This is a genomic window from Asticcacaulis sp. EMRT-3, assembly GCF_030027245.1.
In the GTDB taxonomy this organism is placed as follows: Bacteria; Pseudomonadota; Alphaproteobacteria; order Caulobacterales; family Caulobacteraceae; genus Asticcacaulis.
Genome location: NZ_JASERT010000004.1, coordinates 12597 through 36679, shown reverse-complemented (window position 1 = coordinate 36679; position 24083 = coordinate 12597). Strand labels below are relative to the sequence as shown.

Below are 24083 nucleotides of genomic sequence, written 5' to 3'. Positions count from 1 at the left end.
TTCGGTCATCTTCTTAACGCTCATAAAAATCTTCGGTGTTGAGAAAGGCGCGCTGGCCCTCCGGCGTGGCGTTGCGAATGGCGTCGTCGGGCGGCGTCACCGGCCCGCGCCAGGCCGTCACCCGCACGGGCGTCACCGTGTAATCGGGGCGCGGATCGAGCACATGCGGCGTATTGGCCAATACGATGATCACATCCATTTCGGCACGCAAAATCAGGCTGCGACCGGGGGCAAACGGGCCGATGTCGGGCTGGGTTGCGCCATCTTCGGCAATGCGCACGCCCTTGAACCAGTTGATCGACGGATGCACGTCCTTGCGGCCCAGACCGTACTTGCCGACGGCCAGCATAAAGCGGTCGCGCGCATTGGGGTGCGGGCCGTAATTATCCCCCTCGCCGTATTTGCGGGTATAGGCCGCCGGATTGGAGGCCCCGCAAAACACATCATGCGTGCCCGCCTCATCGGCGACAATGCTCATCATCACCCGGCCCATATCGGACAGGAGCAGCCTGCCCTGACCGAGATAGCCGTTCCACTGCACCTTGATCGTGTCGGCGACATTGAGCCGCTCGGTCGGCAGTTCGGCATTGAAGAGCAGCATGGACAGACAGCCATCGCCATGCACGTCGATCAGGCGCACAGATGCGCCGCGTTTCAGCCATTTGTGGCTATAGCCGCCCGCCGCGATGGTTTCTTCCCAGATGACCTCAGCGCCTTCGGGGGCATCGGCGGCGCGGGCGGGCACAACCGGCATGGCCTCAACCTGCGTACCGGCCTGAGAACGGGCATGGGCCTGAGCGCTTTTCGGATCGGCTGTGGTCGTCATTGCGCTTGTCTTTCGGAATCCATATGCGCGCCCTCAGCCCCACCCCCGGCATGATCGTGCAGTTGCGGCAGCAGGGCCACCGTGGTGACCAGCTTGACCTGATAGACGCCGCGCACCCGGCGCAGATCATCGCACAGATCGGCCAGTTTCTGCGGCGGCCCCTGCACCAGCAGCACCTCAAGCGACTGATCGTTTTCTAAAAATATGTGCTGCGAGGAGATGACCTCCTTCAGATAATCGCGCTGTTTTTGTGCAATGCGGTGGCGCACCGTACCGGCGTCCGAGCGATAGGTCATGGTGACCGTGCCCGCCACCACATCATCGGGGCGCGAGGCTTCGGCGTGGTCGGCCACCGCGCCGCGTATCAGCTCAACGATCAGGCTTGAGCGCGATTTCAGGCCGCGCTCTGCGATCATTTGATCAAGAGATTCAAAGAGATCGGCTGGCAATGTCATGCTCAGCCGGGCCAGGTTGCTGGTGTCTGAAACGCTCATTCTGGTATCCGATTTGCGATATTACCAATACCTTATTTGATAATATTTTTAATAGGAAGCACCGGATTGAAAATAAACATTTCCATTTGTTTCATCCTTGTGATTGGACGCCCTCCCTGAATTGGCCATTGTCGATTGCAGCGCACAAATGCGATGAATTTTAAAATTAGTAATACTGACGCCTATCTGATACGCCTGCCCCGCTGTCACCCTCCCGGAGTCGAAAAGCCCGATGTCAATTTCGCACAAAGCTCTTAGCTGCGGCCTGATGGCCCTGCTCACCGCCGCCGCCCTGTCCGCCTGTAGCCCCGCCGCCAAGAAGGCCGAGGCTCCGGCTTCCGACAGCGCCGCCGCCGCACCGGCCACCGGCGTCGCCAAGAACACCTTCAATATCGGCTGGTCGATCTATGCCGGCTGGATGCCCTGGCCCTATGCCGAACAGGCGGGGATCGTCAAGAAATGGGAAGACAAGTACGGCATCAAGATCAATATCATCCAGGTCAATGACTATGTGGAATCGATCAACCAATATACGGCGGGCAAGCTGGATGGCGTGACCGTCACCAATATGGACGCCCTGACCATTCCGGCGGCGGGCGGCAAGGATACCAGCGCCATCATCATCGGCGACTATTCCAACGGCAATGACGGCATCATCATGAAGGACGCCAAGTCCTTAAGCGCCATCAAGGGCCAGACGGTCAATCTGGTCGAGTTTTCGGTGTCGCACTATCTGCTGGCGCGCGGGCTGGAAATGTCCGGGCTGAAGCTGTCGGACGTGAAGACCGTCAATACGGGCGACGCCGATATTGTCAGCGCCTTTGCCAGCCCCGACATTAAAAATGTGGTGACGTGGAACCCGCAGCTTTCGCAGCTCAAAAAGGTCAAGGGCGCCACCGAAGTGTTTGATTCGTCGAAAATTCCCGGCGAAATTCTCGATCTGATGGCGGTCGATACGGCCACGCTGAAGGCCAATCCGAAGCTCGGCAAGGCGCTGGCCGGTATCTGGTTCGACACGATGAAGATCATGACCGCCAAGACGCCCGAAGGGGCCAAGGCGCGCGCCGCTATGGCCGCCTTGTCGGGCACCACGCCCGCCGATTTCGACAGCCAGCTTTCGACCACCTATCTCTATGCCACGCCTGACGCCGCCGTGAAGGAATTTGATTCACAGGCGCTGGAAGACACGATGGACAAGGTGCGCAAATTCAGCTTCGCCAAGGGGTTATATGGCCCCAGCGCCACCTCGGTGGACGCCATCGGCATCGCCTTCCCCGGCAACAAGACGCTGGGTGATGCGTCCCATGTCACCCTGCGCTTCGATCCGACCTATACGGAAGAGGCGGAGAATAATACGCTTTAGGATGCGCTTTCCTTTCCCTTCTCCCCTCAAGAGGGGAGAAGGTGGCCGGAGCGAAGCGAAGGGCGGATGAGGGGCTCTTTATATACGCCAGACATGCCCCTCACCCGGTCACCTTACGCTTCGCGCAAGCCTCCCGTCCTCTCCCCTCACCGAGGGGAGAGGGGAAGCGATTGAAGACTATGTCTGCACCTTTTCTTCCGATACCCTCAAGTTCCAACCCGTGAGTGCCGTATGCGCCGATTGGTGAATATCACCCCGAAAGGGGGGCTGGCCTTTGTGCTGGGCAGCCTGCCCCTGATGGCCGCCTTTCTGGTGTATGTCCACGCCGCCACCTTGCGCCACGCTGCCAATGCCGCCGACAAGGTGCTGCCCACCCTGTCGCAAATGGCCGCCAGCTTCGCCAAAATGGCCTTCACGCAAGACCCGATGACCGGCCATGTGCTGATGGTGGCCGACACACTGGCCAGCCTGCAACGCCTCGGCCTCGGCATCCTGATCTCCACCGTTCTGGCTTTGGTTATCGGCATGGCGCTGGGCATTGTGCCGCTGGTGCGCGCCAGCTTTTCGCCGTTTGTGGCGACCCTGGCCGTCATTCCGCCGATTGCCGTCCTGCCGATCCTGTTCATCGCCTTTGGCCTGGGCGAAACCTCGAAGGTGATCCTGATCATTATCGGCATCACCCCCTTTATGGTGCGCGATCTGGCCGCCTGCGTCGCCGCCCTGCCCAGTGAGCAGATCGTCAAGGCCCAGACCCTGGGGGCCAGCACCTGGCAACTGGCCATCCGCGTCGTGCTGCCGCAGATCCTGCCGCGCCTGATCGACAGCGTGCGCCTGTCGCTGGGGCCCGCCTGGGTGTTCCTGATTTCCGCCGAGGCCATCGCGTCGGATGTCGGTCTGGGCTACCGCATCTTTCTGGTGCGGCGCTATCTGGCGATGGACATCATCCTGCCCTATGTGGCGTGGATCGCCATACTGGCCCTGATGATGGATTTCGTGCTGCGCGCCTTGAGCCGCGAAAGCTTCCCCTGGGCGCACAGGAAGGCGGGCTGATGGCCTTTTTGTCGTTCAAGAATGTCTGGGTCGAATATGGCGAGAAGATCGTGCTGGAGCGCGTTTCGCTCGATATTGCCGAGGGCAGTTTCGTCTCGATCATCGGCCCGTCGGGCGCGGGCAAGAGCACGTTTTTGCGGCTGGTCTTAGGCGAGGAATCGCCGACCAAGGGCACGGTCGAGCTGGACGGCAAGCCTCTTTCGCCCGAACCGGGGCCGGATCGCGGCGTCGTTTTTCAACGCTATTCGGTGTTTCCGCATTTGAGCGTGCGCGACAATGTGGTGCTGGGCCTCGAATTCGCCGCCTCGCCCCTTCTTGGCACGCTATTTGGCAAACGCCGCAAGGAGGCGCGCCTGCTGGCCGAGGAGATGCTGGCGGCGGTGGGGCTGGAACACAGCCTGCACGTCTATCCGGGCCAGCTATCGGGCGGGATGCAGCAAAGGCTGGCCATTGCGCAGGCCCTGATCAAAAAACCGCGCGTCATGCTGCTCGATGAACCGTTCGGCGCGCTCGATCCCGGCATCCGCCTCGACATGCACGAACTGATCACGCGGCTGTGGCAGGAGCAGAACCTGACCGTGCTGATGGTGACGCACGACATCAAGGAGGCCTTCAAGCTGGGCACGCGCGTCCTGGCCTTCGACAAGCGCCGCCACGACCCGCAGACGCCGCACCGCTATGGCTCAACCGCCGTGTACGACCTGCCGCTCGACCGCAAGGCCCTGCCCGATCCGGCCATTCTGGCGCAACTGTCGGGCGCCCTGCCCGCGCCCTAAAGCAACGCGCGTTTCATTTGACTTACAAATTGAAGGCGAGATGCGGAAAAACGTAAAATATAGAGCGGATTGCATGCCTTTGACCGATTCAATCAGAATGCAGACCGCCCTAGGCCGGGCTCAGGCGATACAGGGCCGCGCCATGTGGCGGCAAGGTGGCGCTCACTGAACCCTGTACCGGTGCAAGCGCCCTGCCCGCCCACAGATCGCGCACCGCCACCGTGCCTGAAAGCCCCCCTGAAAGCCCGATCACACCCGGATCGAAACCGACCGCCTTTTCGGCGTCGGTTGTGTTGAACAGGGCCAGATAGGCGTCGTTATTCTCCGCCCGCGCCGTCCAGATGCGCGTGCCGTCGGCAAAGAAATGCGGCTGATTATCGTGGCTGTGCTGATTGACGGCCAGCACCTCGTCATTCGTCAGCAGCGAAAGCGTGGCGTCGTCGAGATAGCGCAGGTCGCCGCCCATGATCAGCGGCGAGCGCGCAATCGACCACAGAGTCATCAGGGTTTTCTGCTCATCCGGCGTAAATTTGCTGTCGCGCTGGCCCAAAGCCAGCCGCCCCAGGGGCAGCATGTCGGCATCGGGCCAGGCACCGGGGCTGCGGTGGGCGTTCCAGTTTTCCAGCCGGGTGAACTGCGCCTCCAACAGCGGCCATTCGTCCCAGAAATCATCGCTGATGCGCCACATCTGGGCAAAGCGCTTGACATGATCAGCGCGCGGCAGCGGGGTTTCGCCGGGCGACAGGCTCAAAATGATCGGTCGCCCGCTGTTGACGATAGCGGCATGGGCGGCCTCAATTTCCGGCGCGTGGGCGTCATAGGGACGGCTCATATCGTCCATCTTGACGAAATCGACGCCCCAGCCGGCATAGAGGGCAAATACGCTGTCATAATAGGCCTGCGCGCCGGGCTTTCGCATATCAACGCCGTACATATCGGGGTTCCACGGACAGGTGCTGGCCGTATTGGCGATGTCGCGGGCATGATAGGCTGTGCCGAACACCGGCAGGTTGCGCTCGACCGCCAGACGCGGAATGCCGCGCATCAGGTGAATGCCGAAGGTGAGGCCCAGCGCGTGCACCTGATCGGCAATGGCGCTGAAACCCTTGCCATCGGCACTGGACGGAAAGCGATTGGGGGCGGGCAAAAGCCTGCCATAGCCATCCATCACCGGTTGCGGTTTGGCGCTGTAGGTGTAACTCGTCGCGTCCGGCTCATACCACTGGATGTCGATGGTGAAGACATGATAGCCGTGCGGCAGCAGCCTGTCGGCCATAATGCGCGCCGTTTGCAGGGCCTGCGCCTCGGTGATGGTGGTGGCGAAGCTGTTCCAGCTATTCCAGCCCATTGGCGGGGTTGCGGCCAGCCCGGCGGGGGCGCTGTCGGCCACCTTCGCTGAAGCCTGCGTACCCAAACGGGTGGTGATCGCTCCGGTCAGGGCCAGACCGCCCAAGAGCCCGCGCCGTGAGAGATGAAGCTTATCGGATGTCATGCTGCGTGGTTCCTGAACTGGCCTTTTTTGTAAGACAATATGAACCGCCTGCCGCCTGCCTGTCCAGTCCTGAGGCTTATCGCCGCTGGCTGCCGGTTTTTGACCACAATGCGCCGCAAACACCCGGCTTTTTCCCGCTCTTTTTGACCGGTCTGGCCCGCCGACCGTCTTTCGGGTCGGCGAGGCCAGTGACGCGCCCTGACCCCTGCCCGTTCTCCGGCGCGTTAAAGACTCTTGTTAAGGAGTCAAGTTAAGTAAGTTAAGGTTGAAATAAACGGCAAAAACACCTTTTAAATCATAGACATATGAGAGTGTCCGGTCACTGTTCCCCCGTGATTTCGTCACTGTTCCCCCGCCTGTCCAGTCATCAATCCCCCGTGGTGAAGGTCACTGTTCCCCCGATGATTTTGCCCGCCCGGCCCGCCTGTATCCACAGGGCGGGATGAATCCGCAGGCCCGGAAGGACGCCTGCACAGCCAAAACAGCGGGGATAATCGGTCACTGTTCCCCCGAAAACCGCTTTTCCAGCGGCGCGTGGCGCTTTTGGCCGTGTTTTGCGCGAATCAGCCTGATCCGGTCACTGTTCCCCCGACTCAGCCGCCCGCCAGCCGGTGCGAATCGGTCACTAATCCCCCGACAGATGGTGTCAAGTCCGGTCACTGTTCCCCCGACATCTGCGCCGTAAAAAGTCACTGTTCCCCCGACGGCTTTTCCACAAGCCCTTATCTTTCCAGACCATCCAGTTCGAGGCGGCGGCGGTCTTCGGCGTTCAGCCGTTCCAGCCGCTTCAGTTCCTCACGAATATCTGTCCGCACCCCTATATCGCGGCGGACAAAATGCACGGCGGGCGAACCATCGGCCACCCTGGTCAGGCTCATCACATATTCCGGCAGGGCATTCTTGGCGATGACGCGCTTCAGCAGATAGGTGAATTGTTTGAGCGGACTGTCCGATCCGGTCTTTTCGTGCAGCAAGGACACCCGGCACGTCCAGCCCTGCTCCTGTTCACCGGCGTGTTTGCGGGCCGCGCGGTAAAGGGCGCGCTCCATGCCGCCGGTCAAAAGGAAATAGTCCTGGTGCATGGTCAGCAGCGCCTTGTCGGTGACAATGCCCTGATAGACCCAGTCCGACAGGGTGATCGAAATGCCGCGCGGGGCCTCTGTTTCGGGATCGACCTCCAACTGAAAGGCGTCGATCCAGCCGAACTGCGCCTTGTCCTTGCGCTTGGGGGCGCGCAAGGAGGTCTGGATGGTGGTCGATTCCAGCCTTTGCAGGGCGGCGTGCAGCTCCTGATAGCTCTTGCCGCCCGTATCGCGTTTGATGGCGCGCAACAGGTCATAGGAGGTGGTGCGCAGGGTGCGCGGCAGGTCATTGACCCCCTGCTCCTTCATGCGGTTGAGCTGCGACGCCGCCCAGATCAGCACATCGGCGTCCCAGATGGTGGCGATGCCGAATTCGGCATTCCCCGACACCTTGACCCAGGTATCGCCGTCCGGTGAGGTATATTCGATCGGTTTCAGCCGCTTGCGCTTGGCGAGCGAGAAGAAGGGCCGCTCCATGATTTCACGCTGGTCTTTCAGCGACAGGTCGCTGATCAGCGGGATGAACAGGTCGAACTGGCTTTCTGCGTGACGCCTGGCCATGATCAGGGGCGCCCGGTCTTATCAGCGGCTTTCAGGGCGTCTTCCAGGGCGCTGACGGCCTGCTCGAACACCTCACCCAGCACCAGGCCCTGCGCATCGGCCAGGGCGTAGAAGCGGCGCAGCGCCTCGTCGGTCACCTTCAGATTGAGCTGGCGGTTGCGCCCGGTGCGGTAACGGCGCTGAAGCTGCGGTTCGGGGGCGGCGGGCGGCGCGCTGACCGGTTCGCGGCTCGAAAAACCGCGCGATTCGGCGACCGTGCGCAAGGCCTCCTTGTCGGGCTTGACGTTTTCGGGCCTGCGCGGCGCAAAGGCCGACAGGTCGAGATCGAGATCATCGTCGAAGATCGAGGCGCGCTGGCTATGGGTTTCGCTGCTTGTGTCGGGGGTCATATCAGGCGACCTTTGTGCTGGTGGCGGCGGGGGTTTGCGCCCCCTCCCCGCCTTTGAGAATATCGATCACCTCGGCGGCGAAACTGCGCGCATTGCTGATGGCCTTGTCGATATTATTGACCTGGGCGCGGTCGAGGCCTTCTAAGGTGCCGCCAAACGAAAACATCGCCTTGAAGGCCTCGCGCTCGTGCATCTGGGTCTGGAACAGGCTGACGCCGTGGTCGCGCAATTGCTGGTGGATGCTGGTCAGGGTGCGCGGTTTGATGACCGGATTGGTGCGGGTCAACAGGACGGCGTGCGGGATCGGGCGGCGCGACTGGCGCTCGGTATTCTTGATCAGAGACAAGGCCTTGGCGGCCTGTTTGGCGTCAAGCTGCGAGCCTTGCGTCGGCACCACCACCAGATCGGAGGCGCCGATGGCATAGGCGACGGTCAGCGACGCCGTGCCTTCGCAATCGACGACCACAAACGGCGCTTCGGCGGCGGCCTGCTCGATCTTGTCGAGGATGTTTTCCTGATTGGCGTCGGAAATAATGGTCAGGTTTTCCGGGCAGCCCTTGAGTTGCGACCAGGCGGCAATCGGCCGGTTCGGGTCGGCGTCGATGACGATCACGCGGGCCTTGCGCGCCAGTTGCGTGGCCAGCAGCGTGGCGGCGGTGGTCTTGCCGACCCCGCCCTTGGGGGAAATGAACGAGATGACGGGCATGGTCTTCCTTTGAATTTGCGCACAGGTGGCTTTGTGAACCCGGACGGATAGCGGACGGCTATCTGGTAGCTGGCCGATAGCCTATGCTTGCAGTGAAGCTAGCCTGATTCGGCTGAGGTTAGAAAGCTTCCGTAAAGCCGCCAGATAGTCACCAGACAACTTACCCATAGCTTTCCGAAAGCTAATATATACTTAACAGATAGACAAAAGCTTTCGGCCAGCTAGCGGATAGCTAGCCGTAAAGACGTAAGATAGCTAACCGCTATCCGGTAGCTATCTGATAGTCTGATTCAGGCTTCGGGGAAAAGGCCCGGCATCCAGCGCCCGGCCAGTCGTGCCGGGAAGGCCAGCCGGATGGCGCCGCGCGGAGAGGGCGAGGCCAGCACGCCGGCATCGCTTAAGGCCGACAGGACGCGGCGCGCCTGCCGCTCACCAAGGCCGGTGATCGCCGCTGCATCGCCGCGCTGGATTTCGCCGCGATAGAGCAGGGCGTCGAGCAACAGGTTGCAGCGAGCGGGCAGGGTGCCCAGCGCCATCTCTTCCTGCGCCCATAGCCTGAGCCGGGCGCGCAGCCGGTCTGGCTGGACGAGGCTCTCCATGAAGCGCACCTGATCGAGCGCGGTTTGCAGGAAGAAGCGCGTGAAATCGACGAGGGCGGCCTCGCTCAGATTGCCCCGACCGTCGCGGTCGCCCTGACGGCCTTCGTCGCACTGGGCCAGATGGCGCTTATAGGTTTCGACCTGACGGGCCAGGCCGCGCGACACCGACCACAGGCCGCCGGTTTCGAGCGGCTCCAGCCACATGGCATGTGACACGAGGCGGGCCACCCGGCCATTGCCGTCGAGAAACGGGTGGATCCACAACAGACGATGATGGGCCGCCGCCGTGGCCATGATCCGCTCCGCCTTGCCGAGATGGCGAAACGCCTCTTCAAGCCTTGCCATGAAGCGCATGACGGCGCCGGGGCTGATGCTGACATGGCGTCCGACGCGGACATCGAGCGTGCGCGCCGCCCCGCCCGTCACCGCGATGCGCTGGCCCGTATCGGGGTTTTCGACCCATTTCAGGCTGTCGGGCAGGTGGTCGTAAAAGCGGCGGTGAATCTCGAAAATGGCGGCGGTGCTGAGCGGATCACACGCAAGTCCGCCCTTATCAATCCCCCCCTTGTCTATCCCCCCCTTATCTATCCAGGCCTGGACGGCGATATGGGCGGCGGCCTCCAGTTGCAGGTCGCGCTTGGCGCTGTCTGTGCTGTAATCCTGTTGCAGCGCCCTTTCGATCTCGACCGGATGGGTGTTGTGGCCCTCGATCAGATTGCTGTAATAGCAGTTCATCGCCCGGACGAGATCGCTTAAGGAGGTGGCGATTTCCGGCGGCAGGCTGCGGCGGAAACCCGCCGATTGCTGCGCCAGTTCGAGGGCCAGATCGATCAGCTCGCCGCGCCCGCGCGCCGCGCTGCCGGGAATGACCGGCTCCATCAGCCCGACATGTTCGCCGCGATCGATCATGATGTTATGTCCGTTATAAATGCCGGTCATCAGGGTTTATAATATCTTATATAATATCAATAAATTTATAACAAGGCCGTTTATATGACCGGTTCTGTGTCCGCTATCATGTCCGCTAAGAAATAGACACCTGCGTCGGCTGTGCCGTCTGCCACCCTTCCGATCGAGCGAAGCGAAGAAGGGGAGGGGGGCGGCGACAACCAACGGGGTCACCTTTCTTGACTAGAGCGGTCTGCATTCTGATTGAATCGGTCAAAGGCATGCAACCCGCTCTACATTTTACGTTTTTCCGCATCTCGCCTTCAATTTGTAAGTCAAATTAAACGCTCGTTGCTCTAGAGCGCATCCCGAAAAGTGTGACGCACTTTTCGGGATGCGCGTAAAAACATAAGCTTAGAGCGCCGATCTGATCCAATCAGATCGGAACACGCTCTAACGGCCGGAAGGTTTGAGGGCAGGCAATGAACCCGCCCACTTGTCAGCGACACCAGACGCTTCAGGCGAAAACCATGAAGAGGTGAGACTGAAACCGGGCGCTGATATAAATATTATGTAAATATGACTTTGGCGCTTTACGTGCATTCGCGTCTCGGTTTGTATATATTCAGACCTAATGGTCGATTACGGTGATTATATATTTCTAAATTGAAATATTTCTATTGAGATACTTTCGGATAAATATGAGAAACAGGCTTTAATTTCAAAATTATATTGCAAATATTCACCAATATTTGGGTACTTATTAAATGCAGCACCGGAAATTTATTTCTAAAGCCCTAAACCCTATAGGATTCAGAGGCGCGCTCTCCCTAGATTGGCTGCGGCAATATAGTGCCACAAAGCAGATATAAAGAGACGGAATATGGCATCGGATAAGGCACAGGGCAGATGTGTGATCGTCACCGGCGGCGATTCCGGCATAGGGGCGGCCTGCGTCATGGCCTTTGCCGGGGCAGGCGACCGGGTGGCCATTCTTTACCATCAGGACAGGGCCGCCGCCGAGGCCGTGGCCCAGAAAGCGCGCGCCAGGGGCGGCCACGCCCGCATCGTACAGTGTTCGGTCGATGACGAGGCCTCGGTGGAGGCCGCCTTCACCGCCACCGAGGCCGACTATGGCCCGGCTCAGGTGCTGGTCAATTCGGCGGGCGTCAATATGCAGGGCGTCCATGTGCGCGAGATGAGTCTGGCCGACTGGCGACTGCGTATCGATACCGATCTGACCGGTGCGTTCCTGACCTCGAAACGGTTTCTGAAGGGCCGGGGCGAGGGCGCAGTCCCCGCCGCCATCCTGCACATTTCCTCGATCCATGCCGAGGTGGTCAGGGCCGGTGGGGCGGCCTATGGCGCGGCCAAGGGCGGGCTGAAAAATCTGGTTGAAACACTGGCGATCGAGGAGGCGGCGCGCGGTGTGCGCATCAACGCCATCGAGCCGGGCATGATCCTGACGCCGATGAATGCCCGCGCCATGCAGGACGAGGCCTACCGCAAAAAGCTGGAGAAAAACATTCCCATGCAGCGCGCCGGTCAGCCCGAAGAGGTGGCGCGGCTTGCCCTGTGGCTGGCTTCGGAAGAGGCGGGCTATATTACCGGCGCCAGCATCGTCATTGATGGTGGCCTGTCGCTGCTGCTCGGAGTCGGTGCCTGATGAACAAGCCCAAAAAAGACAAGATGCAAAAAGCCAGTCAGAGCCTCGATTTCAATGTCGAGGAGATACAGGGCGTCTGGCTGAACGGCCCGCTGGCCCTGTGCGGGCGGAGCCTGATGAGCCCCTATGTCTGGCAGGAGGCTGATGGCCGTTTCGGCATCATGGTGCGCGCCGTGCCCGCGAAGGATCAGCCGCAGACCGATACCGGCCAGATCTGGGCCGGCTGGAGCCATGACGGCGTGACCTTCGATATGTTTGACGAGCCTTCGATTATCGGCGGCCCGCAGCCCAATGATACGGGCGGGGTCGAGGATCCGACCGTGGTCTGTCTGGCTGAGGGCGGCTATCTCGTCTATTATACCGGGGTGAGCGCCGATATGACGCACGGCGAACTGTTTTACGCCACGGGGCCTGACCTGCAAAGCCTGAAGAAGAACGGCGTGGCCCTGGCCTCCAGCAAGTCGATGGGCAATACCAAGGAGGCGACGGTCGGGCGCACCCGTGATGGCCAGTGGCGACTCTTTTACGAATATGCCGCCGATGAGGCGTCGCGCATCGGTCTGGCCATCGGCCCCGATGTTGATGGGCCGTGGCAGGAAAAACCGGCCCCGTTTCTGCCGCGCGAGGACGGCTGGGACAACTGGCACCTCTCGACCGGGCCGATGCTGATGGACGATCCCGCAAGGCCGGTCATGTTTTACAACGGCGCGACGCGCGATGCGCGCTGGCGCATCGGCTGGGTGGCGTTTTCGCCCGATTGCCTGAGCGTGGTTGATCGCTGTATCCAGCCGCTGCTGACCCCGCCGCCCACCAGCAACCGCACCGATACCGATATTGCCTTCGCCGCCTCGGCCATCGTCGATCAGGGCAATATCTGGCTCTATTATTCGCTCGAAGACCAGCGCCTGTCGCGGGCCCGCCTGCGCCGAAGCTAGAGCAACGAGCGTTTAATTTGACTTACAAATTGAATGCGAGATGCGGAAAAACGTAAAATGTAGAGCGGGTTGCATGCCTTTGACCGATTCAATCAGAATGCAGACCGCTCTAGAGCAACGAGCGTTTAATTTGACTTACAAATTGAATGCGAGATGCGGAAAAATGTAAAACATAGAGCGGATTGCATGCCTTTGACCGATTCAATCAGAATGCAGACCGCTCTAACTTATCGCGGTTTATGGGCGGTCAGAGCACCGCCGAACGCAGATGACCGAACAGCTTGCCGAACAGGTGCTTTTCAAGCTCACAGGCGGGAGCGAGGGCGGCTTCGGTATCGAAACCCAGTTCGTCGAGCCGCTCCACCATGCTGATCAGGTGGTTGTCTTCCTCGGCGATAATGCCTTTGAGCGGCAGGGGATAGCTGGCGGCGCTGAGCGCCTTCTGGTACAGGCGATAGACCCAGAGCGCGCGCAGCTCGACCACCAGAGACACCCACAGATAGCCGATTTCGGCGTGGCTTTTGGCCGGAAAACCGCCTGTCAGGCCCGCATCCAGCCGGCCGAAATAGAGCTGGCCGGGGCCTGCGCACATCGTATCGGCGGGCGGATAGCCTTCGAGCGGGCGCATGGCCAGCTTCTCGGCCTCGCGCTTGAAGAAGAAGGCATGGCGCGTTTCCTCAGCCAGATGCTTGAGAATATCCTGCGTCAATATACCCTTCATCTGCGACAGCATGATCTTGCGGCTGCCGGTATGTTCGAGCAAAGACAACAGGTTGAGAAAGCGGATGTGGTCGTCAGGCCGGGCGATGACAGCCGTCAGAAAGTCGTAAAACGGCGTCTCCTGCTCGCTATTCAAGCTCGCCATGCGCGAGAGCATCAAGGGCGCCGTCAAGGGTTGCGACAATAACATCCAGATCGTCTTTCGTAACGCAATAGGGTGGCAGCATATAAAGGGTTTCACCGAGCGGACGCAACAGAATGCCGTGGTTGATGAAATAACGATAAAGCTTCGGCCCGATGCCCGACAGATAGCCGGGATCGTCAACGCGCAGATCAAAGGCGAGGATCGTGCCGGTATGGCGGATATTCGTCACGTCCGGGCGGGCGGCGAGATGCGGGATCAGGGCGGCCTGCTGGCGATGCAGGGTCTGGATGCGCGCCATCACCGGCTCTTCGTCCCACAGGGCCAGTGACGCATTGGCGGCGGCGCAGGCCAGCGGATTGCCGGTAAAGGACGAGGAGTGGAAGAAGGTCTTGGCGCGGTCGGGACTATAAAAGGCCTGGTAAATCTCTTCGCTGGCCATTGTGACGGCCAGGGGCAGGTAGCCGCCGGTTAAGCCTTTGGACAGGCAGACAATATCGGGCGTGATCCCCGCCTGATCGCAGGCGAAGCGCGTGCCGGTGCGGCCCCAGCCGGTCATCACCTCATCGGCGATGAACAGCACGCCATAGCGCTGACACAGATCATAAAGCGCGCGCAAGGTGGTGGGGCTGTACATCAGCATACCGGCGGCCCCCAGCACCAGCGGCTCAAGGATCAGGGCGGCCATGTCGTCGCCTTGCGTCTGCAAAAGCCGCTCGAATGCTTCGACGGTCAGGTGCTCAGCGCCCGGCATGGGGCAGGGCAGGCGGTGGACATCGAACAGCATCGGCTCATAGGCGGCGTTGAAAACGCTGCGCCCGCCCACCGACATGCCGCCGAACGTATCGCCGTGATAGGCGTGATCGAGCGTGACGATGCCACCGCGCGCTTTGCCCTTATGCGTCCAGTAGCCGAGCGCCATTTTCAGGGCCACCTCAACGGCGGTGGAACCGCTGTCGGAGAAAAACACCCGCGTCAGTTCGGGGCCGGTCAGGGCCACCAGCCTGGCTGCCAGTTCTTCGGCGGGGGCGTGGGTGAAACCGGCGAAGATGATCTGGTCAAGCTGCGCGGCCTGCGCCTGTACGGCGCTGACGATCTTCGGATGGTTATGGCCGTGAATATTGACCCACCATGAGGAAATGGCGTCGATAATGCGTTTTCCTGAGCGATCATAGAGATAGGCACCCTCAGCCCGGTCGATAAACACCTGTTCCGGCATGAGGGCGTGCTGCGTAAACGGATGCCAGAGGGGGGAGGTCATGGGAAATCGGCCTTGTGGAAATGATCGGCGAAGGCGGCTGTCAGGGCGTCTTTGTCCAGCCGCTCCAGCCGGGGCAGGCGGCCCAGCACGCGCGCGCCGGAGGTGTCGGCGATGGTGCGGATATTATCGGTATTATCGTCGCCGATAAAGATGAGGCCGTGCAAGGGCATGTGGCGGGCGCGCAGGGCTTCAATGGAGAGAAGCGTGTGGTTGATCGTGCCAAGCCCGGTGCGGGCGCACAGGATCAGCGGCGCGTCCCAAGCTTTGAACAGGTCGATCTGCAAAAGCTGGCGCGTCACCGGCACCAGCAGGCCGCCCGCCCCTTCGATGATCAGCGGGTTGGACGTGGGCGGCACGGCCAGGCGGGCTTCGTCGATCGCCACGCCGTCCAGTTCGGCGGCGCGGTGCGGCGACAGGGGCTGGGTCAGGATATAGGCTTCGGGCAGGAAGCGCGCATCGGGCAGGCCGGTCAGGCTTTGTACCGTGTTACGGTCGGTGCCGTCTTCGGCTCCAGACTGGATCGGCTTCCAGTAATCGGCATGAAGCGAAAGCGTCAGCATGGCCGAAACCGCCGTCTTGCCGATGCCCGTATCGGTGCCGGTGATGATGAAACGGCTCATGGCGTCTCCAGCAGCGGCGAGAGGGCGGTGGCGAAAGCGGCGATGTCGTCCGGCGTCAGACCGGCATTGAGCGACAAACGCAGGCGCGCCGTGCTAGCGGGCACGGTGGGCGGGCGGATGGCGCGGATGTCAAAGCCCTGCTGTTGCAGGCTGTGTGCGATGGCGACGGCTTTGGCGTCCTCACCGATCAGGATGGGGATGATCGGGCTCGATACCGCCATCTTCAGGCGTTCGGCGGCAAAGCCTTGCAGGCCAAGGAGCCGTTCGCGCCGTTCGGGTTCGTCGCGCACCAGTTCGAGCGCTTTTTGCACCAGCACGGCCTGAAGCGGCATGGGGGCGGTGGAATAGATGAAGGGGCGGGCGAAATTGATCAGATACTCGATGATGTCGGCGCGCGCGCAGACCAGTCCGCCCGCGACGCCGAGCGCCTTGCCGCAGGTGTGCAGGCTGATCAGGCGTTCATGGGCCAGACCCTCGCTGACGCCGCGCCCATGCGCGCCAAAGACGCCTGTGCCGTGCGCTTCATCGACGATCAGCATGGCGTCATGGCGTTCGCATAAGCCCAGCAATTCGGCCACCGGGGCCACATCGCCCTCCATGCTGTACACCGACTCGATCAGCACCCAGGCCCGGCCTGAGCGCGGTTTTTGCAGGGCGGCCTCAAACGCATCGAGGTCATTGTGGCGCACCTTCAGGCTGCGGCAATGGCTGGCGTGCAGGCCGTCGCGCATACTGGCGTGGCAGAGACTATCGAAAATCGCCACATCATGGCGGTCGATCAGTGTGGTGATCAGGGCGTAATTGGCCTGAAAGCCATTGGCGAAGAACAGGGTGCGCGGCGCATCGAAATAGCGGGCGGCGAAGGCTTCGAGTTCGGCATGGGCCTGCTGGTGGCCGCGCAGCAGGCGCGAACCGGTGGCCCCGGCGCTCAGACCGTTTTGCAGGGCCGCAATCGCCACCTGCGCCAGGGCCGGATGGCGCGACAGGCCGAGATAGTCATTCGACGACAGGTCGATACCGCCCGGCAGGTTCAGGCTGCGGTAACGGTCGGCGGCGCGCAGGCGGGCAAGTTCGGCGGCGAAATCCGTCATGGGGCCTCAGAGGGGAAAGGTGCGTCCTTGTAACGCCCGCCGCCGCCAAGGCAAGTCACAATGGCGTCCCTTCAGGGTTTTCGGGAGCCTGTCGCCACCGCCACATAGTCTGAAGGTACATGCGTGCCGCGCCGGGCCAGCTTTTCGGTCATGATGGTGGTGCGCATCAGGAAGGCCGAAACGAGATAGGCGGTGACGCAGCCTGCGATCAGCGGCACAAGCGGGCTGAACTGGCCGGTGATTTCCAGCGCGAACAGGATCGAGGCGAACAGGGCGCGCGATGCCCCGGCAAAGCAGGCCGCCATGCCGACCAGACCGGCCATGCGCACATCGACGCCGAGGCCCATGCTGCTCAATCCCTGACCGATCAGCACGCCTAAACCGCCGCCAATGGTAAAGATCGGCGCCAGTGTGCCGCCCGATGTGCCGCTGCCCAGCGCAATCGACCATGACAGAAACTTGAACAGGCAGAAGACCAGAAGCGCCGTGCCGAGGAAATGGCCGCTCAGAATGCGCTCGATATTGTCATAGCCGACGCCCAGTGTGTGCGGCGAAACGAGGCCGATCAGCCCGACCGCGAGGCCACCTATGGCGGGCCACCACATCCAGTGCAGGGGCAACGTCTCGAACAGGTCTTCGACCAGATAGGTGGCGCGCGCGATACAGACCGCCAGCCCGCCCATGATCAGGCCTTCCAGCGCATAACCGATCAGCGCCGCCTGAGGTGCGGCGGGCAGGTGCGGCACGGCGAAGACCGGATGGACGCCGAACAGATAGGGCTGCAGCCAGATCGCCGTCAGGGCCGCCAGGGCGATGGGAATGAAGGAGCGCGGCCGGAACTCGAACACCAGAAGTTCGATAGCCAGCAATATGGCTGAAAACGGCGTGGCGAAGATGGCGGTCATGCCCGCCGCCGCGCCCGCCGCCAGCAGGGTCTTGCGCTCATGGGCGCTGACATGGATCACCTGGCCCAGCAGCGAACCGAGCGCGCCGCCTGTGGCGATGATCGGGCCTTCGGCGCCGAACGGGCCGCCCGTGCCGATGGCGATGGCTGCGGACAAGGGCTTTAAAAAGGTCATGCGCACCGGAATGCGGCTGTCATTGTTAAGGATCTGCTCCATCGCTTCGGGAATGCCGTGGCCGCGAATGGCTTTTGCGCCATAACGCGCCATCAGGCCGACCAGAACCGAGCCGATCACCGGCACGACAACGATAAACACGCCAAGCGGGCTGCCCGCCGGTGAGACAAGATCGCCCGACACGCGCCCGTAAAAGACGAGATTGGTGATCAGCCCGATCAGCAGCATCAGGGCGCGCGCCACGGGCGTGATCAGGGCGCCCAGCGCTATGGCCAGGAGGCAGATCAGCAGGCTGCGCGCATCGAGGGCGCGCGGATGGGTTTCGACATCGGCCTTTTCGATCAGCGGCCCTATGCCGAGCGACAGGGGCAGGCCGGGTGTGGTCGAAGCTTTTTTCAGCGCGTCGGCGCTCATGGCGTCTCCTGAGATTCAAAGAAAAGATGCGGGGTTTCGCCGTCCAGACCGGCGGTGGCGATCAGGGCGCTTAAGCCCTCGGCCAGGGCGGTGCGCTGTGCGTCGGGCAGGACGGCGATGGCGGCCAGCAAGGCTTCCTGCGGCGTATGGCCGCCGGTGGCGATGCTCTGCTCACCCTGTGGCGTCAGCCGCAGTTCGACGCGGCGGCGGTCGTTCGGCGCGGCGCGGCGCGCGATCAGCCCCTTGCCTTCCAGCCGCGCCACGATTTCGGACACCGTGCTCTGATGCGTATGGGCCGCCGCCGCCAGATCATTGACCGAACCGCCGGGACGGGCGTGCAGGGTTTTCAGCAAAAAGACCTGCGCGCTGGTCAGGCCGGAATCGCGCTCATGGCGGGCCGAAGCATGGCGCAGGCTCTGCACGATGCGGCGCAGGGCGTCCATGATGATCTGCGGCTGACCGGCAGGGCCCGCCCGTTCGGTTTTCAGCTCGGTTTTCAGCTCGTCTTCAGGCGCGGACATAATATATAGGCTCCCATATAATGGGGGCCTATATATTGCACGACGACGGCTGTCCAGCCCGTTGCGTCAGGTTTTTTACCGCCTCAGGACGAGGCGGGGCTGGCGGCGTACAGCGCGTGATGGGTCAGGATGAACAGGGTCTTGCCATCCGGCCCGCCGAAGATCAGTTGCAGCGGCCTTTCCGGCACATCGATGCGGCGGATTTCGCGGCCATCCGGGGCATAGACGAAGACCTGGCCATTGGCGACATAGACATTGCCCGCCGCATCGACCGCCACGCTCTCGCCGCCGCGATCGGCGAACGGCTTGAGATCGGTCAGGGTGCCGCCCTTGCCCGCCAGTGCGCTATAGGTCTTGTCCTCCGAACCGTTGACGACATAGAGGCGCTGACCTGCTTTGGCCGTCACGAAACCATAGGTATCGAGCGTATCGGAAAAGCGCCAGCCGAGGTGGTTGGACGGCCCCTGCTGATAGACGCGGAAGGCGGGCAGAACCAGCGAGCCGTCGGGCGAGACATATTCGCGCGCCTTGGGCAGGGCCATGTCGCGGGCGAACATTTCGGCCAGCGTGGTGAACCGGTAGGTCTTCGGATCGATCTGGTCGCGGAACTCGCCATTGTCCCACAGATTGCCGGGCAGGGCCATGACGGCCTGCGGGTGATCGGCCACCGGCGTCGGGGCGATCAGGCTGATGGTGCTGCCGGGTTGATCGGGACGGAAGCTGTAAACCGTGGCTTCTGGCCCATCGGAGGACAGAACCAGCAGATTGCCCGACGCATCGAAGGCCAGATTGACCGGATCGAGCGGCGCATCGCGGACAATGGCCAGCCCCTGCGCCTGCGACCAGCTATAGATGCGCTGGAAGCGGTGATCGACGAAATAGAGCTTGCCCGCGCCATCGACGGCGGCCCCCGAAATCGAATAAAAACCATCTTCCAGCCTGGTGACGCTAGGCGAGGCCGAAGAGGTTGCGGGCGTGGCGGGCGTAGCGGCGGGAATATCGAGCGTGGCAAATTCGCGTTCGCGCACCTCAAGCCCGCCATGCGTCACGTCGATCAGGGCATTGTCGAATGGGAACTTGCTGGCGCGCAGATAGGTGCCGCAGCCATTATCGTCGCAGATCGCAAAACCGCTTTCGCCATTGACGTGGACATTGCGGAACTGCAAATCGCCGGAATTTTGCAGCCGGATGGCGCTGAGGGCCGGTTTGATCGTGCGCGTGACGCGGTAGCCGTGATAATTGGCGAACAGCAGATGCGATGAATTGCGGATGTCGAGCGACACCGTATCCTGACTTTCGCGCACCTCTTCCTCGGTCTGCGGGGCCAGAAACTCCCAGTTCTGCACATGGTCGAGGACGATTTCGTTGCGCATATGGTGCTCGGCCGACAGCTCATAGACGTGGCCGGGCGTGGTGGTGTTGCTGACATAGAAACCGGCCTGGGCATAGGTATTGGGCGACCAGATGTCGGCGAAGGTGCCGCCGCCGCCATCGGTGACCCAGATGCTGGGGTGCTGGCGATCCCATTCGGCGGTCGGGTCGAAACCGGGCGCGGCGGCATAGGGGTTGACGCGCGCCCCATTGGCCAGTTGCGTACCGTGGCCGCCCTGAATCTTGACATCATCGACCAGTGAATCCGCCCCCGCCTTCCACAGCAGGGCCGTGGCGCGCGGATTGATCACGCCGGTGGACAGGCCGATGCCCGAAACGACCGCCGCCCCGCCTTTCGCGCTTTCCAGCAGGGCTTTGGCCGGGCCGACGCCCATAAAGGCCGGTGTGCTGTCGGGCAGGATCAGTTGCGTCAGGCTGGGATGCAGGCCCAGCAGCACGGTGTCGGGCTTGAGATGCAGGGTGTCGGTGACGCGGTAAAAGCCCATCGGCAGATAGACGACGGGGCTTGCGTCAATGGCGGCCTGAAGGGCGGCGGTGTCGTCGGTCGTGCCGTCGCCTTTCGCGCCGAAGGTCGTGGCGCTGACCCATTGCGCCACCGGCGGCAGGGCGCGGATGGCGTTGGGCGTAACGGGTGACGGGCCCGACAGCGGGGTCATGGCGATGTCGGTGGCCATCTGGCCCATTTCGCCGGGAGCTGAGACGTTCAGCCCGTAGGTGAAGCGGCTGACCGCATAGGCTTTTCCCTGGCCGGGCAGGGTTTTGCCGCTGTCACGGAAGCGGGCAAAGACGGGTGTATTGCGCGCTGTGGCGTGATCAAAACCGATCTGGGTGAAGGCGCTGGCCTCATTGCTGATGATGACGGCGGCCTTCGAGACATTGTCGAAATGGACATCCTTGCCCCACAGGGAATCGCTGTAGCCCTGGTCGATCTCGATGCCGACAGGCGTGTTGCGAATGTCGGTATGGACGAGGGTGAGGTCGGCCTCGTGCTCGCGGATGGCGGCGTCACGCTGGCCGTCGAAGCTGGAATCGATCAGCGTATATTGCCAGGCGGGCGAGGTCTTTTCGGTCAGGATGCCGTAGCGCCCGCCATAGAAATGCAGGTCTTCGCCTTCATTGCCAGCCATATAAAGCCCCGCCAGACCTGATCCGATATGGAAATCGACGTGGCTGAGGAAGGAATGCTGGGCGGTGCGCATCCGCACGGCGGCGGCGGCGGGATTGCCGTCGCCGATCTCGAAATCGACATTGCTGAGCGCCGAATAGAAGGTCGAGGAATTGGCGTCGCGCACCGTGTCGCTATAGGGCACAGCCGACATGACCGGCACGGGCACCTTGCCCGACACATAGATGTCGCCGCCGGTAAAGACGACCATATTGGCCACGCCGGTCTGGAAGCCGGGTGTATTATCGGCCAGCACCAGCACGGGGCGGGTGGGGCCATAACCATAGATGCGCACGGCCAGCGGCACCAGCAGGGTGCGCGTGATGCGGTAACGGCCCGACGGCAGGAAGACGAGGCCGCCATCGCCTGAATGGGCGGCGCTGTCGATGGCCGCTTGCAGGGCGGCGGTGTCGTCGGTCTTGCCGTCGCCGCTGGCCCTAGCGATGATGGCGTGCGGATCATCAGGACGGGTCAGGAAAACCGAATGCGACGGTGCGGGGCTGGTCGCGGCGAAGGCCAGACCGGGCAGGGCGGCCAGCGCGATCAGCGCAGCGACCGAGGCGCTGACCTTAAGCCTTTTCGGGAGTTTCCGGGCGAACATCTGGGCTTTCATCTGGGCTTTCATGGGGGATCCATACCTGTGTTTTTATTTTTAAGCCTCGAACCATGAGGCGTAATCAAGAGGTTAGAACAGAGTAACGCGCCTGTTTTAAAGTCATTCGGCTCCAGAGCAACGAGCGTTTAATTTGACTTACAAATTGAAGGCGAGATGCGGAAAAAACGTAAAATGTAGAGCGGTTTGCATGCCTTTGACCGATTCAATCAGAATGCAAACCGCTCTAAGGGTGCAGGACGTTTTGCAGCAGCAGAATAAACAACAGGCCGAACAGTCCGACCAGGGTTTCCATCAGCGACCACGAGAGAAACGTGTCCTTCAGCGACACGCCGAAATATTCCTTGAACATCCAGAAGCCGGAATCATTGACGTGGCTGCACATCAGGCTGCCGGCGCCAACGGCCAGAACCATCAGGCAGGGATCCGCGCCGGTGCTTTGCACCAGCGGCGCCACGATCCCGGCGGCGGTGACGCCCGCCACAGTGGCCGAGCCAAGGCAGATGCGGATCAGGGTGGCCACCAGCCAGGCCAGCACCAGAGGCGGCAGGGGCAAGTGGCCGAGCGTGACGCCGAGCTGGGCGCTGACGCCGGAATCGACCAGCACCTCTTTCAGCGCGCCCGCTCCGGCGATGATCAGCAGGATGGGGGCAATATCGCGCAAGGCACCTTGCGCTCCCTGCATGACGGCGGGCAGGCCCTGACCGCGCCCGATGCCCAGGGTGACGACGGCCACCGCATAGGCGATCAGCATGACAATGGTGGGATTGGCCAGAAAGCCGATCAGGCTTTTCAGCGCCGGATCGCTGACTGCCAGCAGGCTCAGGCCGGTGGCCGCGGCCAGCAGCACGACCGGCAGCAAGGCGGTGGCGAAACTGTTGAACACGCCGGGCAGATCCGCTTCGGCGCGCGGTTCTGTATGGAAGATCGCCGCCGGTTCGGCCCTGATGCCCTTGAGGCTCATGGCGAAGACCGGCCCGGCAATGATCAGGGTGGGGATGGCGACGATCAGGCCATAGATCAGGGTCTTGCCCATATCGGCGTGAAACTGCGCCACCAGCGCGGTGGGCGAGGGGTGCGGCGGCAAAAAGCCGTGGGCGATCGACAGCCCGGCCAGCAGCGGAATGGCCAGGGCGACGGCCGGGCGCTTGGATTGATAGACCAGCGAAAAGATCAGCGGCACCAGCAGGACGAAGCCGACATTGTAATAGAGCGGAATGCCGACAATGAAGCCGGTCAGGGTCAGCGCGATGGGCACCCGCTTCGGGCCGAACACGCCGATCAGCCAGGTGGCGATGCGCTGGGCGGCGCCGCTGTCGGCGATCAGCTTGCCGAAAACGGCACCGAGACAGATGATGACCACCAGCGAGCCGAGCAGGTCGCCTATACCCTTTTCGATGGCGCCGGGTATGGTGGTGAGCGGCATATTGAGCAGCAGGGCCGCCACCAGTGCCGCCACCACAAAGGCCAGCAGCGGCTGAAGGCGGCCCCAGGCGATCATGACGGTCAGCAGGGCCACCGAGATGAGGACGGCGATCATCGCCCAGGCGATGGGTTGCAGGCCGAAGAGGGCAGCTAAGGGGCTGGTCATGATTCGCTTTCTCCGGGTGCGTCCGCTGCCAGTCTGGTCATGACGGCGGCGGCCAGCGCCTTGACCGGCTGCGTGCCGTCAAGCGTCAGAGCGCCTTCATCGGGTGTCGGCGCTTGCAGCGTGGCCAACTGGCTGTCGAGCAGGCTGGCCGGCATATAGTGGCCGGGGCGCTGCACGAGCCGGTCGTGGAGCGTGGCGGCAGGGACTTCGAGATAGACGAACAGCACGCCGACACCGGCCTCGCGGCGGATGGCGTCGCGGTAGCTGCGCTTCAGTGCCGAACAGGAGACGACGCAGCCCTGATCGGCGGCCTGACCGGCGGGGCGGCTGAGTTCGCTGGCCACCCGTTTGAGCCAGGGCCAGCGGTCGTCATCATCCAGCGCGATGCCGCTGGCCATCTTGTCGATATTGGCCTGCGGATGCAGGTCGTCGCCCTCGATGAAACGGCAGCCAAGATCTGCGGCCAGCCGCTGACCGAGGGTGGATTTGCCGCAGCCGCTGACGCCCATGATGACAATGCCGGGAAGAAACTGGATCAACAGGAAAACCTCAATCTTGACGCGGAAAGCCTGTAACCGGCCCCTCAAGCTTTGGCGTCATATTCAAAAAAGACATGTTTCCGGACGGGTGAGGGGGAGCTCCAGACC

Annotated in this window: 21 protein-coding genes; 5 read left to right on the top strand and 16 right to left on the bottom strand. The window is 62.1% G+C overall.

Annotation, left to right across the window (positions count from 1 at the left end; translation table 11 throughout):
- Positions 1-13: 13 nt before the first annotated feature.
- Positions 14-826, bottom strand: a complete 813-nt coding sequence (locus QB905_RS15075) for an urea amidolyase associated protein UAAP1 (protein ID WP_282976045.1) — start codon at positions 824-826, stop codon at positions 14-16.
- Positions 823-1320, bottom strand: coding sequence for a CopG family ribbon-helix-helix protein (locus QB905_RS15070; RefSeq protein WP_282976043.1), 498 nt, complete (start codon positions 1318-1320; stop codon positions 823-825). Before QB905_RS15070 ends, QB905_RS15075 begins: the two co-directional genes overlap by 4 nt.
- A 232-nt stretch (positions 1321-1552) precedes the next feature.
- On the opposite strand from QB905_RS15070, the gene QB905_RS15065 reads away from it, so the two are divergent.
- The 3 genes from QB905_RS15065 to QB905_RS15055 all read left to right on the top strand — a co-directional run bounded on the left by QB905_RS15065 (position 1553) and on the right by QB905_RS15055 (position 4509).
- Positions 1553-2683: a putative urea ABC transporter substrate-binding protein gene (locus QB905_RS15065; RefSeq protein ID WP_282976041.1), complete on the top strand. Its 1131-nt coding sequence runs from the start codon at positions 1553-1555 to the stop codon at positions 2681-2683.
- Positions 2684-2914: 231 nt separating this feature from the next.
- Positions 2915-3733 carry an ABC transporter permease gene (locus tag QB905_RS15060; protein WP_282976040.1) on the top strand — a complete coding sequence of 273 codons (819 nt, stop codon included), beginning with the start codon at positions 2915-2917 and terminating at the stop codon, positions 3731-3733.
- Positions 3733-4509 (top strand): ABC transporter ATP-binding protein, encoded by a 777-nt coding sequence (locus QB905_RS15055; RefSeq protein WP_282976038.1) that lies wholly within the window; start codon positions 3733-3735, stop codon positions 4507-4509. Before QB905_RS15060 ends, QB905_RS15055 begins: the two co-directional genes overlap by 1 nt.
- A gap of 109 nt (positions 4510-4618) precedes the next feature.
- Here the strand turns inward: QB905_RS15055 and QB905_RS15050 are convergent, their stop codons facing one another.
- From QB905_RS15050 to QB905_RS15030, 5 genes are all read right to left on the bottom strand, one after another.
- Positions 4619-6001 (bottom strand): glycoside hydrolase family 27 protein, encoded by a 1383-nt coding sequence (locus QB905_RS15050; RefSeq protein WP_282976037.1) that lies wholly within the window; start codon positions 5999-6001, stop codon positions 4619-4621.
- 722 nt (positions 6002-6723) lie between these two features.
- Entirely contained in the window at positions 6724-7644 is a 921-nt protein-coding gene (locus QB905_RS15045) for a replication initiator protein A (RefSeq protein WP_282976036.1), read from the bottom strand.
- A 2-nt stretch (positions 7645-7646) separates the two neighbouring features.
- Positions 7647-8033 (bottom strand): stability/partitioning determinant, encoded by a 387-nt coding sequence (locus tag QB905_RS15040; protein WP_282976034.1) that lies wholly within the window; start codon positions 8031-8033, stop codon positions 7647-7649.
- Between the two features lies 1 nt (position 8034).
- Complete coding sequence (locus tag QB905_RS15035; RefSeq protein ID WP_282976033.1) at positions 8035-8739, bottom strand: ParA family protein; 705 nt, start codon at positions 8737-8739, stop codon at positions 8035-8037.
- A gap of 290 nt (positions 8740-9029) precedes the next feature.
- Positions 9030-10247, bottom strand: a complete 1218-nt coding sequence (locus QB905_RS15030; protein ID WP_282976031.1) for a Fic family protein — start codon at positions 10245-10247, stop codon at positions 9030-9032.
- Positions 10248-11109: 862 nt separating this feature from the next.
- On the opposite strand from QB905_RS15030, the gene QB905_RS15025 reads away from it, so the two are divergent.
- Both QB905_RS15025 and QB905_RS15020 read left to right on the top strand, forming a co-directional pair.
- Complete coding sequence (locus QB905_RS15025) at positions 11110-11892, top strand: SDR family NAD(P)-dependent oxidoreductase (protein ID WP_282976029.1); 783 nt, start codon at positions 11110-11112, stop codon at positions 11890-11892.
- Positions 11892-12827, top strand: a complete 936-nt coding sequence (locus tag QB905_RS15020; protein WP_282976027.1) for a glycoside hydrolase family protein — start codon at positions 11892-11894, stop codon at positions 12825-12827. Before QB905_RS15025 ends, QB905_RS15020 begins: the two co-directional genes overlap by 1 nt.
- Before the next feature lie 247 nt (positions 12828-13074).
- Here QB905_RS15020 and QB905_RS15015 read toward each other — a convergent pair whose 3' ends face one another.
- From QB905_RS15015 to QB905_RS14975, 9 genes are all read right to left on the bottom strand, one after another.
- Complete coding sequence (locus QB905_RS15015; RefSeq protein ID WP_282976025.1) at positions 13075-13692, bottom strand: hypothetical protein; 618 nt, start codon at positions 13690-13692, stop codon at positions 13075-13077.
- On the bottom strand, positions 13676-14950 hold the full coding sequence (locus QB905_RS15010) for an adenosylmethionine--8-amino-7-oxononanoate transaminase (protein ID WP_282976023.1): 1275 nt from the start codon (positions 14948-14950) through the stop codon (positions 13676-13678). Before QB905_RS15010 ends, QB905_RS15015 begins: the two co-directional genes overlap by 17 nt.
- Positions 14947-15570 (bottom strand): dethiobiotin synthase, encoded by a 624-nt coding sequence (gene bioD, locus QB905_RS15005; RefSeq protein ID WP_282976022.1) that lies wholly within the window; start codon positions 15568-15570, stop codon positions 14947-14949. The genes QB905_RS15010 and bioD overlap by 4 nt, the downstream gene beginning before the upstream one ends.
- Positions 15567-16661 carry an 8-amino-7-oxononanoate synthase gene (locus tag QB905_RS15000; RefSeq protein ID WP_282976020.1) on the bottom strand — a complete coding sequence of 365 codons (1095 nt, stop codon included), beginning with the start codon at positions 16659-16661 and terminating at the stop codon, positions 15567-15569. Before QB905_RS15000 ends, bioD begins: the two co-directional genes overlap by 4 nt.
- Positions 16662-16732: 71 nt before the next feature.
- On the bottom strand, positions 16733-18154 hold the full coding sequence (locus QB905_RS14995; protein ID WP_282976018.1) for a chloride channel protein: 1422 nt from the start codon (positions 18152-18154) through the stop codon (positions 16733-16735).
- Entirely contained in the window at positions 18151-18675 is a 525-nt protein-coding gene (locus tag QB905_RS14990) for a MarR family winged helix-turn-helix transcriptional regulator (protein ID WP_282976016.1), read from the bottom strand. The genes QB905_RS14995 and QB905_RS14990 overlap by 4 nt, the downstream gene beginning before the upstream one ends.
- Positions 18676-18758: 83 nt before the next feature.
- A complete protein-coding gene (locus QB905_RS14985; RefSeq protein ID WP_282976014.1) occupies positions 18759-21857 on the bottom strand; it encodes a glycosyl hydrolase family 28-related protein in 3099 nt (1032 codons plus the stop codon).
- Between the two features lie 214 nt (positions 21858-22071).
- Entirely contained in the window at positions 22072-23436 is a 1365-nt protein-coding gene (locus QB905_RS14980) for a GntT/GntP/DsdX family permease (RefSeq protein ID WP_282976012.1), read from the bottom strand.
- The gene (locus QB905_RS14975) at positions 23433-23975 is read right to left on the bottom strand and encodes a gluconokinase (protein WP_282976011.1); all 543 of its coding nucleotides are present in this window, start codon (positions 23973-23975) and stop codon (positions 23433-23435) included. The genes QB905_RS14980 and QB905_RS14975 overlap by 4 nt, the downstream gene beginning before the upstream one ends.
- Positions 23976-24083: the final 108 nt, after the last annotated feature.

Bases quoted from the DNA above. Each gene is read 5' to 3' on its own strand.
- QB905_RS15075 (WP_282976045.1), bottom strand. From the start codon at position 826: ATGACGACCACAGCCGATCCGAAAAGCGCTCAGGCCCATGCCCGTTCT.
- QB905_RS15070 (WP_282976043.1), bottom strand. From the start codon at position 1,320: ATGAGCGTTTCAGACACCAGCAACCTGGCCCGGCTGAGCATGACATTG.
- QB905_RS15065 (WP_282976041.1), top strand. From the start codon at position 1,553: ATGTCAATTTCGCACAAAGCTCTTAGCTGCGGCCTGATGGCCCTGCTC.
- QB905_RS15060 (WP_282976040.1), top strand. From the start codon at position 2,915: ATGCGCCGATTGGTGAATATCACCCCGAAAGGGGGGCTGGCCTTTGTG.
- QB905_RS15055 (WP_282976038.1), top strand. From the start codon at position 3,733: ATGGCCTTTTTGTCGTTCAAGAATGTCTGGGTCGAATATGGCGAGAAG.
- QB905_RS15050 (WP_282976037.1), bottom strand. From the start codon at position 6,001: ATGACATCCGATAAGCTTCATCTCTCACGGCGCGGGCTCTTGGGCGGT.
- QB905_RS15045 (WP_282976036.1), bottom strand. From the start codon at position 7,644: ATGGCCAGGCGTCACGCAGAAAGCCAGTTCGACCTGTTCATCCCGCTG.
- QB905_RS15040 (WP_282976034.1), bottom strand. From the start codon at position 8,033: ATGACCCCCGACACAAGCAGCGAAACCCATAGCCAGCGCGCCTCGATC.
- QB905_RS15035 (WP_282976033.1), bottom strand. From the start codon at position 8,739: ATGCCCGTCATCTCGTTCATTTCCCCCAAGGGCGGGGTCGGCAAGACC.
- QB905_RS15030 (WP_282976031.1), bottom strand. From the start codon at position 10,247: ATGATCGATCGCGGCGAACATGTCGGGCTGATGGAGCCGGTCATTCCC.
- QB905_RS15025 (WP_282976029.1), top strand. From the start codon at position 11,110: ATGGCATCGGATAAGGCACAGGGCAGATGTGTGATCGTCACCGGCGGC.
- QB905_RS15020 (WP_282976027.1), top strand. From the start codon at position 11,892: ATGAACAAGCCCAAAAAAGACAAGATGCAAAAAGCCAGTCAGAGCCTC.
- QB905_RS15015 (WP_282976025.1), bottom strand. From the start codon at position 13,692: ATGGCGAGCTTGAATAGCGAGCAGGAGACGCCGTTTTACGACTTTCTG.
- QB905_RS15010 (WP_282976023.1), bottom strand. From the start codon at position 14,950: ATGACCTCCCCCCTCTGGCATCCGTTTACGCAGCACGCCCTCATGCCG.
- bioD (WP_282976022.1), bottom strand. From the start codon at position 15,570: ATGAGCCGTTTCATCATCACCGGCACCGATACGGGCATCGGCAAGACG.
- QB905_RS15000 (WP_282976020.1), bottom strand. From the start codon at position 16,661: ATGACGGATTTCGCCGCCGAACTTGCCCGCCTGCGCGCCGCCGACCGT.
- QB905_RS14995 (WP_282976018.1), bottom strand. From the start codon at position 18,154: ATGAGCGCCGACGCGCTGAAAAAAGCTTCGACCACACCCGGCCTGCCC.
- QB905_RS14990 (WP_282976016.1), bottom strand. From the start codon at position 18,675: ATGTCCGCGCCTGAAGACGAGCTGAAAACCGAGCTGAAAACCGAACGG.
- QB905_RS14985 (WP_282976014.1), bottom strand. From the start codon at position 21,857: ATGAAAGCCCAGATGAAAGCCCAGATGTTCGCCCGGAAACTCCCGAAA.
- QB905_RS14980 (WP_282976012.1), bottom strand. From the start codon at position 23,436: ATGACCAGCCCCTTAGCTGCCCTCTTCGGCCTGCAACCCATCGCCTGG.